The following is a 14,885-nucleotide window of genomic DNA, read 5'->3' as shown; positions in this document are numbered from 1 at the left end:
CTTTCTTCATCATTTCTTAATGTACCATAAGTAGTTAATATAACATCATAATCCTTATAGTTTTTTATAGTTTCATCTCTTTCTTCTTTATTACCATGAACTATAGCTACCTTTATAGTAGGAGCAAACTTTTTAAATTCATTTTTCCAATTATAAATTAATGATGTCGGAGCTACTATTAAAGTCTTTTTATCCTTTTCTGATAAAATAAATGAAATTGCTTGTAATGTTTTACCTAATCCCATTTCATCAGCTAAAACTCCACCAAAGCCTAAAAAGCTTAAGTTTTTAAACCAATTAAAACCTGTTATTTGATATTCTCTTAAAGTTGCATTTAATTCTTCTGGTATTTGGAATAAATTATTGTTTAAGTTTTCTATTTTAGTTACTGTTTTTTGAACTATATCTTTTCCTTTAATAAATGAAAGATCCTTTTTATTTAGGAATTCATTTATTAAAAAGCTTCTATTCTTATGTACTCTAATATTATTTATTTCTTTTTCCTTATAAACAACCTTATCTATTACCCCTAAAATTTCTTTTAATTTATTATCTTCTAAATTAATAAAGCTATCATCCTTTAACTTATGAAATTTTTTCTTATTTCTAAAGGACTCTAATATATGCTTATACTCCTTAGGATTTACCTCTGCAATTTCAAAAGAAAAATCTAAATATCCATCATTATTTTCTTTAAATTCACCTTCAATACTAGGTGCTTCATAAACTTTTCTATTTTTAAATCTATCTGAATAAAATACTTCGCCATATTTTTCTAGATTTCTATATCCCTTAGTTAGTAAATTATATAAATCCTCTTCTTCACCATTAAAAAGTAATTTATCTCCTTGCACTAGGAATTTTAACTCTTGTATTTCCTTTAAAATATCTATTTCTTTATTTTTGTTTCTTATTATGATTTTCCCTGTAGATTCTTCAGATAGTAAATCTACTTCTTCATCACCATAAATAAGCTTGCAATATAATAAGATGTTTTTTCTATTTTCATCAAAATAAAATTCTGCCTTTAAATCTCTTCCCTCAATAATATCTATAGTTTTATCATATTCTACTTCTTTACAAACATCCTTTAATATAGAAACTACATCATTAAAGAATTTTTCCCCATTTTCCTTTTTAAATAATGCCTTCTCTCTTTCTCCTATATTTTTAGATAAAACTTTTAAAGTGTCAATTTGCTTTTTAGAAGGTAAATAAATATTATTATCAAACAAAAAAGCATCCCATCTTTCACTTAATGGCTTAAAATCTTTAGTTAAAATACTTAAAGCATAATACTCTTCTTCATTAGAAACCTTCATTTCTATTGGCATATCTTCTTTAAATATTCTTACAGTATCTCCCCCGTAATTAATCTTCTTATGACTTACAACTTCTAAAAATCTTCTTAAGCTAGTGATAGGTATTTTTAAATATTTAGAACTTCCTATGTTTAATCCATTACTTTGATCAACTAATAACCCTTTAGTTAATACAAAGTCCTCTATAAATTCAGCTATCTTTTCGTCTCTTTCATCAAATTCATGGGTCTTAGGATTATATTTAAAGTCCTTTCCATATTCTAATGGTGTATTTTTTATTCTTGCTGATGCAAAATCTCTTAGATTCTTCAAAACATACATTCTCTTATTTCCTATTTTAAAATCTGCTTCAAAAAATTCTAACCTATATACAGCCTTCTTATTTAAATTTACTTCAAGCTTAAGACCTTCTTTTGGAGAAAAAATATCATTTATGTCTTCTAAAAGATTTCCTCCTGTCTTTTCTAAATAAGAATCTTCCTTTTCTTCTTCAAGCTCCTTTATTAATTCATCTATAAACACATAATATGCTGCTGCAACATGCTTACATATGTAGTTCCCTGCCCATGAGTTATTAGTATGGTAATCTATACACTCACAAGATGTTTGAACTATTCTTCCTCTATCTACTCCTATTAACATCTTTACATTATATATATCAAATTTTTCTTCTGCTTTAACAAGCGCTGATACCTTTATTCTTTTCATATCTCTATTATCTATAAAATCTTCAAAGTTAAGGTCTAAAACCTTTCCTATATCTGCTAGTTCTTTTCCTTTTCTAAGCTTATTACTTATAACATTTTCTTGTAGTCTAACTATTAATTTTCTTATATCCACCTTTGCTCCTCTTTGTTATAAATAAAAATATCAATACTTTTTTATTTATATTAAACTCTTAAAATTATGCATATTATTTAATTATAAATCATTATTGTTTATTTTATCAAAGTAATTATAAAATATTTAACATCAATATTTCTTATATTTTTATCCTATTATAAATTATAACATTATAAAGTTCTAAATCCTCCATAATTTAAAACAAAAAAATAAACTGCTCATGTAAATTTTATACTGAGCAGTTTAATATAATTTATTTATTACACATTTTTTCTATCACTTTTTTTCTTTAAAAGCATTCCTGTATTTAAGGTTTCTTTTTGATTTGTATTATTAAAGTCTTCTTTTTTCTCTTTAAGCTTTTCTTTTTTATTAGACTTATCCTTAAATAATCTTTTCTCACTCTTATTTTCTACTGGGTTTTCATTTTTCTTATTTTCTTCTTTATTTAAAGTACTATTTTCAAGCTTCAAATTACTTTCCTTATTATATTTTACTTCTTGATATTTAAACTTATTTTCTTTTTTAGCTTTAGCCTTCTTTTTTCTTCTAAAGTATTTAGTAAAATCTAAGTTTAATCTTCTATAAGTTATATCAAGCATAAATAATATAATACTTATTATTAAAAATGGCGTAGTTAAATTAAACTTTCTAAATTCCTTATTTAATTCACCTACAAAAACTTCTTCTGGCTTAGTAATAAACTCACCCTTAGTTTCCTTTATTACTGTATCTAGCTTTTCAATATTATTATTAAACTTATGTTCATCAGAATATTGAAGAGAAAATCCACCTTTATAATTATTTTTTATTTCTCCGTCTTTTTCTTCTCTAACACTAAAGTTATAGAACCCAAGATTATCAAGTGGTATATTAGCTTCAAATTTACCAGGCTCTGTTTGGCTTAATTCAAATTGACCCTCTTTACCATCTTCACCATTAAAAATCCCATTTACTTTAGTATTTTGATCTAGTTTTTCATTATAAAACTCTACCTTAGCGGTATTTCCTTCTTGAGTAATACTAAGCCTACCATCTTCCCCATACTGAGGTATAGTATAGAAAATCATATTTTTTACTAACTGAGCTCCATATTCCCAAGCTAAATAATTTTTACTCCATTCACCACTTATATCTGATGTCCATGAAACAGTTTTTCCAAGACCATATTGTCTTGCAGCAAGAACTGGTTCATCATGATTAGAGCTTAGTATTTCTATGGAATCATCCTTTATAGATGTTCCTATATATCCAAGCAAGCTTGGTATTCCATCAGAAGTTTTTACTCCAGCTAATATTTCATGATTACTTAAAATACTAGGTGTAAATTCTTCATTTAATATATATGTTCCTGCTGATAAAAGAACTTCCTTTGCAAATATTCTTGGAATATCAGTAAATATATCTGTATAATAACTTCTTCCACCACCAACAGAAGCTAAATCTGCTAAAAGTGTTGAATTTGAATCTTGCCCTACTGCAACTGTTGAAAGTGTAACATTATTAGCATTAAAGCTATTTAATAATCCTGAATAAGTATTAAATCCTAATCCATCTTCACCATCTGTTAATAGTATAGTATGTTTTAATTTTGCTGCACTTTCTTTTTGTATATTAAATCCAGCTTCTAGTGCAGGATATATGGAAGTTCCACCTAAAATTTGTATAGATGATATCTTTTCTTCAATTGCAGCCTTATTTTCAACTTTTTGAAGAGGTACTACTACTTCATAAGTATCATCAAATGCTATTACTGAAATTTCATCTACTTCTCTTAGGTTTTCTAAAGCCTTTATTGCTGCTTCCTTAGCTAAGGTTAGCTTACTAACGCTACCGTTATCTCCACCGCTCATACTTCCTGACTTATCTATTATTAAATTTAAGCTTATACCAGGAACTTCATTTTTACCCTTCTTCTCCATATCTACAGGTAATACTCGTTCTAAGCTGGTATCCTTATAGCCTCCTAATGCATACGCATCTTCACCACCGAAAGTAACTAAGCCACCACCATAATCCTTAACATAACTTTCTACATTATTCATAAATCCATTATTTAAATCATCCTTATGAACATTATTTAAAATAATAGTTTTATACTCTAAAAATTCATTAAGATTAATTGGTGCTGAATTTGGTGTTATTCTTTTAATATTAGCTCCTGCCTCACTTAATATCTTTTCTAACTCACCAGAGTCTCCCATCTTTCCATTTATTAATAATATTGTTGGCTTATCTACTACATTTGTAAATGCACTAAACTCATTATTAACCTTTGAAGTATCGCCTTCTGCTTCAACTAATACCCTATAACCTTTAAAGCCACCAATTTGTTGTTTATCCTTAAATACAAATGAGTTTTTCCCCTTTTGTATTTGAACCTCTTGCTCACCTACCTTATCTCTTCCTGAGAAAAGGATAAGCTTTGCTTTAGTTTGATAATTAGACTCTAAGTCTATTTGAACTGAAAACTCTTCACCTACAGCAATATTATCTGGTACCTTTACCTTGTCTACATAAACTTCATTTCCTTTTTCTGAAATAACTTTATGAACTTTAAATTCTATATTTTGTTTATTTAATATTGGTATAGTTTTTAATATATCACCTGTGTTTTCTTCCCCATCAGTTATTAAAACTATTCTTTTTGAAGTTCCATTTTTAAATAAACTAGTTGCTGTTTCAATAGCTTCTTGAATATTTGTAGATGATATTATAGGCATATCATTTATAGATTTATATTCTTTTTTCTTATCTATAACCTTATCTATTTTAGAATTTTCTCCAAATACTACTACTCCAGCCTTATTTCCCTTTGGCATTTCTAATAATGCATTATTTATAAATAGCTCTCCCGCTTTCTTATAATCTCCCATACTATCTGAAAGATCTAATAAGAAAACTGTAGATATATTTTTTCCTTTTACACTTAAAGTAAGATTAGAAAGTGCTCCTATTAAAAGAGTAAATATAACTATTCTACTTATAAATATAAATATGCTATTTTTTCCTTCTACCTTGTATTTCTTAAAGGTAGAATACATAAAGAAAATAACTAAAGGAATTAATATTAGTGCATATAAATTACCAATTTCTAATTTCATTTAATTCTACCTCCTAGTTTCCTTTTTTGTACATAACCCATTCATAGGCAACTATTGAAATTACTAAAAGTATTATAAATGGTGCTAAATTAATTCCTCTTCTTAAATCACCCTTTAAATCCTTAATACTTTCAACCTCGCCTGTGTTTTCTATACTTGTATTTCCTTCTTTTTCTGATGGATAATTAACTGAAAATAGTTCCTTTTCTTCTCCTAATGTTAACTTATATAAGCCTAAGTTTTCATCTTCATTAATTTCATCCCCAGAATTAACATTTATTACTTCTCCTTTTGGATAAGTAAGTTCCATTGCTCCTTCTATTGGTCTACCCTTAGCTATTATTTTTTCTCCTGCCTTAAAATTACTTTTATAAAGCATTCCATTAGAAATTAAGCTTTCTCCTAATTCATACATTAAAATTGGAAATTCCTTTTTTAAGGCTAAATCACTGCTATGAAGATCAAAAGACATTGCTGCTATTTGTCTTCCTTCAAATTCACCTTTAAAAGCAATAGTCTTTTCATCTATTGATAAAAATCCTCTTCCCCAATAAGGAACATCTATACTTTGATAATTTGATAAAGTAAACTCTACTGAATCTAAGTAATTTGACATTTCTCCCTCAATAGCTTTAGCTTCGCCCATTTCTCCTCCCTCAAGAACTCTAAAGTATTCATTTGAGGTTGGATTCACAAATAATATACTTCCACTACTTGGCATAGTAAGTGGCATAGTTCCATCGAAAACATATAAATCATATTTATCTGCTTCAGTTAAATTAGATACATCATTTGTTTTAAATAATTCTATATTTTTCATACTTCCAAAGGCTTTTTCTAAAAATACATTTTCTTCTGTAACTAATAAAACTTTTTTAGTTTTTGTATCTCCAATTACATGATAATACGTATTATCTTCTAATATAATATCCTTTTTAGATAATTCACCCTTTAAAACTTCACCTTTAAAGTTTTCTATATCAAAGGTTAATGTCTTTTTTTCACCCTTTTGTAAAGTTAAAGCTTCAACATTAATTAATTCATCACCATTATAGAGTGAAAAATCTCCTTCATATACACCTTCTCCTCTATTAGATATAGTAGCTATTATTTTAGCCTTTTCTCCAAAGAATTTATGTGAAATATTATCTATAGATCCATTTAATCCAGAATTAGCTAGGGAAACTACCTTTCCATTTAAGTCTCCTAAGTTTACTTCACTATCTGTAAAAATTAATGTTTCATATTCCTCACCTATTCCTTCACCAATGGCTTTTACAAGTGGAAGAACTCCATTTATATCTCCTGATGAATAACTTTGAGCTACTCCATTAATTAATTCTTCAAGTCCATCTCCCTTACCTTCTTCACCAGTCCAAAGCAAGTTTCCTGTTCCATCAAAGGTAACTACATAAGGATTAACTCCATTTTTTGAAGAATTTAAATAATCATTAATTAATTTTTTTGCTTCTTGTAGTCTAGTATTATCACTATATTTAGCCGCCATACTTGCAGTATTATCTAATACAATTACAACATTTTTATAGCTAGAACCACCAAACTTTAAAAATGGATTCATTAATGCAAATATTATTCCAAGTAAAGCTAATAATTGTAATAAAAACATAATATTTTTTCTAAATTTTTCCCAAGGTGTAGTAGCTCTAGTATTTTTATAAACTTCATTCCATAATAAAGATGATGATATTACTTCTTCTTTATATTTTCTTTTTAATATATAAAGCATTATTAGCATAGGAACTGTTACTAATAAAAATAATGGCCAAAGATTTGTAAATCCCATATATCAATTCCTCCTAATAAAGTACTTTCTTTTTGCTAAAATCATTTAATATTATTTCTTCAATAGATTTAGATGAGCTTACTGTTATAAGCTTTCCTCCATATTTACGTACTACTTCTTCAAGCTTATTATTATGTCTTTTTAAAGCTTCCTTGTATTCATTAATTATAGCTGGAGTTAAACTCATCTTTAAATCTTCTCCTGTTTCTGAATCTATAAATGTTACTTCATTATTAAATTCAGGATTTATTTCTTCTTTAGATAAGATTTGAACTAAGATAATTTCTTGCTTTTTATAGGCTAAATATTTTAAGGCATCTTCTAAATCTATTAATCCCTTATTATTTAAAAAGTCTGAAACTATAATTGATATTCCCCTATTCGATAAGTTCCTTTTTTTAATACTTAAAGTTAAATCAGTGCTTCCATCAAAATCTATTTCTTCAAGCTCCTTTAGGATCCTTTGAAACCCCTTATTTCCTGTAGCTGATTTTAAAGACTTTAAATTTCCGCTTTCCATAGTATTTATATTTACTCTATCTAAATTATTTAAGGCAATATAACTTAAAGCACCTACTACCTTTAAAGCTGTATCCTTTTTGTTATCTTCACCATAATCCATAGACTTACTTTTATCTATAAAGAAATTAAAAACACCTTCTCTTTCCTCCATAAACACTTTAATAAAAAACTTATCAAATCTTCCATATGCATTCCAATCAATTCTTCTAAAATCATCTCCAGGAGCATATTCTCTATAATCTGAAAACTCAACTGAAACACCCTTAGCCTTTGATTTTCTTCCACCTTGCGTTCCATTTGAAAGCTTAAAGTTTATATGCATATTGATTTTATCTAGTTTTTTAAAAAAGTCATCATCAAATAATCTTTCACTCATTTTTTACACAACCTTTAAGTCTTCAAGTATTTGATCTATAACATTTTCAGCTTTTATTCCTTCTGAAATTGCATCAAAATTTAATATCATTCTATGTTTTAAAACTGGGTAAGCTAAAGCATTTATATCTTCAAAGGAAACATTATATCTTCCTTCCATAACAGCTCTAACCTTAGCTCCACTTATTATACCTTGTGCAGCTCTTGGACTTGCCCCTGCTTCTACATATTCTTTTGTCATACTATGACCTTCTTCAATTTCTGGATGTGTTCCTAGTATTAGCTTTAAGGCATATTCTTTTACAGCTTCTGAAATTTTTACTTCCCTAAGTATTTCTCTCATCTTTATTATTTCATCGCCTTCTAAAACACTTTTTATTTCAACCTTTTCGTTACTTAATGTTAAATTAATTATTTCCTTTAATTCATTTAAATTAGGAAAATCTACATTTATCTTAAATAAAAATCTATCTAATTGTGCTTCTGGAAGGGGATATGTTCCTTCTTGCTCTACAGGGTTTTGAGTTGCTAAAACCATAAATGGCTTTGGCATATCATATGTTGTTTTACCAACTGTAACAGTTTTTTCACCCATTGCTTCTAAAAGAGCTGATTGAGTTTTAGGTGTTGCTCTATTTATTTCATCTGCTAATAAAAGATTTGTAAATACAGGACCTTTTTCAAATTTAAATACTGTATTTTCTCCTTCCTTTACAACTAAGTTAGTTCCAACTACGTCTGCTGGCATTAAATCAGGTGTAAATTGTATTCTTGAAAAATTAAGATTTAACACCTTCCCTATTGTTTTTACTAATTGTGTTTTACCCATACCAGGCATACCTTCTAAAAGGACATTTCCCTCTGCAAAAATTGAAATTAAAACATTTCTAACAACTTCCTTTTGACCTATTATTCCTTTTGCAATTTCTTCTTCACACATTTTAATTTTTTCTGATACTTCTGCTAAAATATTTTCATTTATCTCCATTACTTTCACTCCTACTTTTAAAATCTAATTTAATCCTTGGAAATAATCCTTTATTAAATCTTTAAGACTTTCAGGTAAATTACTATTATTTGCTCCTTCTAAAGCACTATTAGTATAATCACCAATTACCTTATCATAATTAACCTTTGAACCATCTAAATTTAAACCATTTTCTGTTTCAATTTGCTGAGAATTTCCACCTTCATTTTTATTTCCTGTAAGATTGCTATCGCTTCCCTCATTTCTTCCAGGTATAAAAATTTCTTCCCCACTTTTATTTTCTGATTCCTTTTCTGTTCCTTGGGTGCTACCAGTATCCCAACCTTGACCAGATCCTGAGCCGCTTCCCTGACCACTTCCATTTCCTGAACCTTCTCCTGATCCTGAGCCGCCTTCACCGTCTCCTTCTCCTTCTCCTGAACCTTCTCCTGATTCAGATTTTTCACCTTTATTTCCTTCTGCATCTTTTTTAACACTTTGAAGTGCCTTTGATAAATCCTCTGAATTTAATTCTCCATCTAAAACAGAGCTAGATGCATCTTCTAATGATTTTGCTAAATCCTCATTAATCATTTCTTTTGATGCTTTTTTTAGACCTTCTGATAACTTACTTAATTGAGCGGAATTCATATCCTTTAAAGAATGTTTTAATTCACTTAATGCTTTTGCTATGTCTTCATCATTGTCCGACATTAAGGCTTCTGCTAAATCCTTAGTTTCATTATTTTTCATAAGCTCATTTATCATCTTATTTAAATCATTTTTTGCTTCTTCTTTTTTCCTTTCATTAAAATCTTCTAATAAATTTTTCTTTATATCATCTAAAGCTTTCTTTCCATCATCATTTTTTATTTTATCTTTTTGGCTTTCTAGCTTTTTTTCTAATCTTTCTAATGTTTTATTTAGTTCTGATTTATTACTAACTTCTTTTAACTCTTTCTTTGCATCTTCTAAAACTTTCTTTGTAGCTTCCTTTTCTTCATCAGTTAAGGCTTCAAGTTTATCTACTTCTTCTATTTCTTTTTCTAATTTATTCATCATTTCATGTTGATACTTTTTAAACTCTTTAATATTTCCTGCCTCTTTTTTAGCTTCTGTACTAATTAAAGATGTGCAAAAACACATTAGTAATAATCCTAACACAAAATAAACTTGCTTTTTCTCTACCCTTATAGGTAGCTTTTCCTTTAAATTATAATTTTCAATAGAAGTTAAAGTATCATTCTTTTGAGCTATTGAAATACTATCTTCTTCACCTATTAACTCTAAAGAAGTAGTTAATCTCTCCTTTAACCCTTTAGAGTCGGTAATTAATGCAACTTTTTCTTTACTAGGTGCTTTAATAAAACCATAAATTAATGAAATTATTAATCCTACTAATATAATTACACTTGCAGCTTCCTCAGCATAAGGTATAACTACAAATAATGAAACTAATAATAGGCAAAAACTTAAGCATAGCATAAGTTTTAAAGATGCTATGCTTAAATTTAATAAGAAGTTAGCTTTTATCCTTTTAGATACTTTACTTAAAAATTGTAAAATAGCTTTATCTAAAGAATTCATCTAATTACTCCTTTATCTTTTTATTTCTTTTTAAAAATTTAATTTTATTTGTTGTATTTAATGGATTTAATTTTAATGCTGCTAAATATATAAATCCAAAGCTTAAAATAAGTTGAACTGCTAATGAAATATATTCAGCATAATTTGAAATTCCTACTTGTGCTTTTAAATATCCTATATCACCAATTAATCCAACTTGATTCATTAAAAGGCTTATAAATCCTGTTGCTGGACTTAAATATATTACTGGTGAAACACTTGGAATTACTGAACCTTGACTTTTAAAAGCTGTTAGCATAAAACTAACCCATGCAATAATTAAAGTTCCTACAAATATAAATAATACTAGTCCATATGTTGAAGCTGTTGCTACCTTTGATGTTTTCATATAAGTTGAAACACATACTCCTATTGAACTTACAAATATTGTTGTAACAAAGAAAAATACCATAAGTTCAAAAATATTAAATAATTTAACTCCACCTATAAGTGAACATATTGCATACATAGGCATTGTGCATATTACTAGTAAAATTACTTTTGCTGAAGATGCTAAAACCTTACCTATAATAATTTGAAGCGGTGTAAGCTTACTTGATAATAATATATCTAATGTCTGCTTTTCTCTTTCTGAACATATTGCCGTTGAAGTTAAAGCTGGAACAATAAACATTAAAAGCACAGCTTGTGCTATTGCCATTCCTATATATAAATATATTGATCCTTGTGTATCTAAACCATTTGTATAAACACTATCTGAATATGAACTATAAAATATTAAAGTTCCTACTGTTAAAATTGCTATATATGCAAATAATAGCATTGTAAATTTAGCTGTTCTTACTGCTAATTTGCTTTCATTTCTTAAAACTGGATTTAATCTCATAGCCGTCCCCCCTTAATTATTTTCCTCAGTTATTTGAATGAATACATCTTCAAGATTTCCAACTGCTCTAGTAAAGCTAATTACAGATATATCTTTTAAAACTAGAGCTTTTAATAAATCTCTACCCTCTTTATCTCCACCCTCTATATTTGCTGTAATTTTATTTCCATCTACAGAAACACTCTTAACATAAGGAATTTCCTTTAATGTCTGAATTGCTTTTTCTGCATTATCTAAAACATTGATAATAAATGGTGATGAACCTGCTGCCCTTGTCATTATTTCATCTACAGTTCCGTGACAAACTACTCTTCCACCCTTTACAATACCTATCTTAGTACATATCTCTCCAAGTTCAGGAAGTATATGAGATGAAACAATTATTGTTTTCCCCATATCCTTTAAATTTTTTAATATACCCTTCATTTCATATCTTGCTCTTGGATCCATTCCTGATGCAGGCTCATCTAATATTAATAAATCTGGATTATGCACTAAACATCTAGCTAAACATAATCTTTGCTTCATTCCTCTAGATAAACCATCTACATTTGCATCCCATTTATCTCTTAAATTTACTAATTCAAGTAAATCCATCCCTAAAGTCCTAGCCTCTTCTCCAACTATTCCATATATTGAAGCATAAAATTCAAGGTATTCTATTGCTTTTAAATTATCATATACACCAAAGAAATCAGGCATATATCCTATTTTATCTTTTAATGCTTTATTATTTTTTATTGCATCTATACCATCAACATAAACTTCCCCACTATCAGGTGAAAGTAAACCTGATACAATTTTCATAGTTGTACTTTTACCTGCTCCATTAGGTCCTATAAATCCAAATATCTCACCCTTTTTAATTTCTAAATCTAAGCCATTTAAAGCTTTAAAATTTCCATATGATTTTTGAAGATTCTTTATAATTAACATTATTTAACCCTCCCCTTAACAGCTATTTTTGGTATTTCTCCATCTCCAGCCTCTTTAAGAGATACTTTAATTTTCATCACATTATTTGATAAATATTTTCCTGGCTCTGATAAAGTAATTCCATTAGTTAAATCTATCTTTTCATAATCATTTATTTCATTATTAAATACAAGGTATTCAGCAGTTCTAGAAGATCCATACTTACTTTCTAAAGTTCTTACATCTACACTAACAACATCAATATCTTCACTAATATTAAATGCTAATGTCATTTCACCTTCACCATTAATTAAGCCTGCATAATCATCTTGATAAATTGAACCTACACTATTTTCTATTACGCTTTTAAAATGTCCTAATGGATAATTTAAGTTTCCATCCTTATCCTTAAAGTCTACTACTGTATCTTGAATTATTACTGTTGTATCAAACTTAGAAACATCCTTTTTACTAAAATCAAATCCATATTCTATCGGCATATCAGTTATAGCAATAAGTTTAGTATCGCTACTACTTACAACAGCTTCCTCACTAATAACTCTATAAATGTTTGAATATCTTTCGATCCATTTAAATTCTTCATCTTTTTCTTCTATAGACTTATCCCATCTTGATTGCCAATATCTATTAGTTAATTCATATGAATATGAATCAAATCCTGATGCATTTATTAATTCTATATTATTTAAAGATACTTCTTCTCCCTTTTTCACAGAACCAAGCTCCCAAATACTATCACCTGAAACTAATATTAGTCTATTTATATTGCTATCTAAATTATTTTTTACAACACCATTTAATAAACCTCCGTCTAAATTAAATGATGATTCTAATTTAGGTAATGTTTGATCATTTCCATAAACCTCAAAGTTTTTCATGTTTAAAGCATCACTATCTTTAAAGCTAAAATATGAATTATTGTTTCTATAAGTAGTTTTTACTCTTAGTTTATCAATTTTCATATCTTCTGGATTATTATAATAATGATTCATATTTTCCCTGAAGTTCATAACGATTCCTTCTGGTTTTTCTATTATTAAATCACCTTTATATTTACTCCCTATTCCTACAATACCTTTTACTTGCGCTTTACCATCATTGTTTAAATTTAATATATTTATTTGATTTAAAACTACATCATTAACTCTAGTTACACTACCTGTTAAAAATATAATTACTGCAAATATTACTGAAGTTATCGGTACAGCTAACCAAATATAATCTCTTTTATTTATCTTTTTTAACACTAAATAAAGAACTATACCTATAATTAAAGCAAATACTCCTAATATACCACCTAATAACCATATACTTGGTATTTTTTCTACTGGAATATTTGAAACTAAACTGTTTCTTTCGTATGAATAATACCCACCACCATACTTATAGTCTTCATTAACTTTTTGGAATTTATCTATTAATAGCTTATTCCATACTTCTACTGAATCCTTTGATGAAATAAGTGGCTCAGTTCCTAAGTCAAAAGTAGTTATTAATATTTCACCTTTGCCTTTTTTTACTGAATAAGCTAATTTATCTTCATTACTTGCAAGCTTTATTTCAGAATCAGCAATTTCTAATTGCGAAAGGTTTAATTTTAAAGTATCATTGATTACTTTTACTTCTTTTTCTAAAACTCCATTTGATTTTACATCTATTAAAGATTTATCTAGTATTTTAACTGTTTTACTTTCATTTACACCAGCACCAATAACTAGTGTACCACCTTTGTTAACCCATGCATTTAAACCTGAGTAATGTTCTGCTTTAAAATTGCCTAAGTTAAAATTGTTTATAAATATTATATCTAATGCATCTATGTTTAAATAATTATCACCTATACTATTAAAATCTAGTTTTACAGTATTTAATGTTAAAGGATTTGGAATATTTGAATCTACATATTCAACGTTTCCTAAATATCCAAGTGAATTCACATCATCTGTTAATAATCCAACAAATAGACTTCCTTCTGAAATTCTCCCCTTTGAAATTGACATCTTTTTTTCTACAATACTTTTATTGTCCTTTGTAAGATTAACAGTAAACTTACTATTTCCTTCTGTTAACATCACAGGAATACTAACCTTAGTACTTTCACCCTTCTTAATAGTAACTTCCTTACTATATGCATCATAAGAACCTGGTGTTGAGCTTGGTACTCTTATTTCAACTTCTCCTGTAAAGTCTTCTTCCTTACTTTTTACATCTACTGTAATTGGCAAATATTTATAAGACTTATATTTCCCATCAATTCCATACTCTATTTTTATCTCATAATTTCCTTCATTAGCATCTTGGGCATTTACCTTTATCCCTTGCATATTTAAAGTTAAAGATAAAATTAATACTACAATGCTAAATAAACTTCTTTTTAAAATTCTTTTCACCTTTATTCCCCCATTTTTGATATTTTTAACTTTATATCTAGATAATACTGTATAAACCTAAATATGCCCTTAACTATTTCTTAATATTTTCTTAAACTATTTTTATTACTTTGAAATATATATTTTAAAACAAATAAAAAGGTAGTCTA

At 27.7% G+C, this 14,885-nt stretch carries 9 protein-coding genes; all 9 read right to left on the bottom strand.

Going from position 1 to position 14,885, the window contains the following annotated elements; all coding sequences use genetic code 11:
- Positions 1 to 2,162, bottom strand: a 2,162-nt coding sequence (locus tag ACRDBA_RS09010) for an SNF2 helicase associated domain-containing protein (protein ID WP_438572590.1), incomplete at its 3' end; no start/stop codon positions are given.
- Between the two features lie 263 nt (positions 2,163 to 2,425).
- Positions 2,426 to 5,269, bottom strand: a complete 2,844-nt coding sequence (locus ACRDBA_RS09005) for a VWA domain-containing protein (protein WP_438572589.1) — start codon at positions 5,267 to 5,269, stop codon at positions 2,426 to 2,428.
- A gap of 13 nt (positions 5,270 to 5,282) precedes the next feature.
- Complete coding sequence (locus tag ACRDBA_RS09000; RefSeq protein WP_438572588.1) at positions 5,283 to 7,073, bottom strand: vWA domain-containing protein; 1,791 nt, start codon at positions 7,071 to 7,073, stop codon at positions 5,283 to 5,285.
- Positions 7,074 to 7,086: 13 nt separating this feature from the next.
- Positions 7,087 to 7,971 carry a DUF58 domain-containing protein gene (locus ACRDBA_RS08995; protein ID WP_438572587.1) on the bottom strand — a complete coding sequence of 295 codons (885 nt, stop codon included), beginning with the start codon at positions 7,969 to 7,971 and terminating at the stop codon, positions 7,087 to 7,089.
- Between the two features lie 3 nt (positions 7,972 to 7,974).
- Positions 7,975 to 8,958 (bottom strand): AAA family ATPase, encoded by a 984-nt coding sequence (locus tag ACRDBA_RS08990; protein WP_438572586.1) that lies wholly within the window; start codon positions 8,956 to 8,958, stop codon positions 7,975 to 7,977.
- 24 nt (positions 8,959 to 8,982) lie between these two features.
- On the bottom strand, positions 8,983 to 10,524 hold the full coding sequence (locus ACRDBA_RS08985) for a pectinesterase (protein WP_438572585.1): 1,542 nt from the start codon (positions 10,522 to 10,524) through the stop codon (positions 8,983 to 8,985).
- A gap of 4 nt (positions 10,525 to 10,528) precedes the next feature.
- The gene (locus tag ACRDBA_RS08980; RefSeq protein WP_438572584.1) at positions 10,529 to 11,410 is read right to left on the bottom strand and encodes an ABC transporter permease; all 882 of its coding nucleotides are present in this window, start codon (positions 11,408 to 11,410) and stop codon (positions 10,529 to 10,531) included.
- A 12-nt stretch (positions 11,411 to 11,422) separates the two neighbouring features.
- Entirely contained in the window at positions 11,423 to 12,346 is a 924-nt protein-coding gene (locus ACRDBA_RS08975) for an ABC transporter ATP-binding protein (protein ID WP_438572583.1), read from the bottom strand.
- Positions 12,346 to 14,736 (bottom strand): hypothetical protein, encoded by a 2,391-nt coding sequence (locus ACRDBA_RS08970; RefSeq protein WP_438572582.1) that lies wholly within the window; start codon positions 14,734 to 14,736, stop codon positions 12,346 to 12,348. The genes ACRDBA_RS08975 and ACRDBA_RS08970 overlap by 1 nt, the downstream gene beginning before the upstream one ends.
- Positions 14,737 to 14,885 lie beyond the last annotated feature (149 nt).

The sequence above is a fragment of the Clostridium sp. genome, assembly GCF_051654825.1.
GTDB lineage: Bacteria > Bacillota > Clostridia > Clostridiales > Clostridiaceae > Clostridium.
The sequence above is the reverse complement of the archived record's forward strand: the minus strand, read 5'-3'. Positions and strand labels throughout refer to the sequence as shown.

Coding starts and splice junctions, on each gene's coding strand:
- ACRDBA_RS09005 (WP_438572589.1), bottom strand. CDS start 5,269: ATGAAATTAGAAATTGGTAATTTATATGCACTAATATTAATTCCTTTA.
- ACRDBA_RS09000 (WP_438572588.1), bottom strand. CDS start 7,073: ATGGGATTTACAAATCTTTGGCCATTATTTTTATTAGTAACAGTTCCT.
- ACRDBA_RS08995 (WP_438572587.1), bottom strand. CDS start 7,971: ATGAGTGAAAGATTATTTGATGATGACTTTTTTAAAAAACTAGATAAA.
- ACRDBA_RS08990 (WP_438572586.1), bottom strand. CDS start 8,958: ATGGAGATAAATGAAAATATTTTAGCAGAAGTATCAGAAAAAATTAAA.
- ACRDBA_RS08985 (WP_438572585.1), bottom strand. CDS start 10,524: ATGAATTCTTTAGATAAAGCTATTTTACAATTTTTAAGTAAAGTATCT.
- ACRDBA_RS08980 (WP_438572584.1), bottom strand. CDS start 11,410: ATGAGATTAAATCCAGTTTTAAGAAATGAAAGCAAATTAGCAGTAAGA.
- ACRDBA_RS08975 (WP_438572583.1), bottom strand. CDS start 12,346: ATGTTAATTATAAAGAATCTTCAAAAATCATATGGAAATTTTAAAGCT.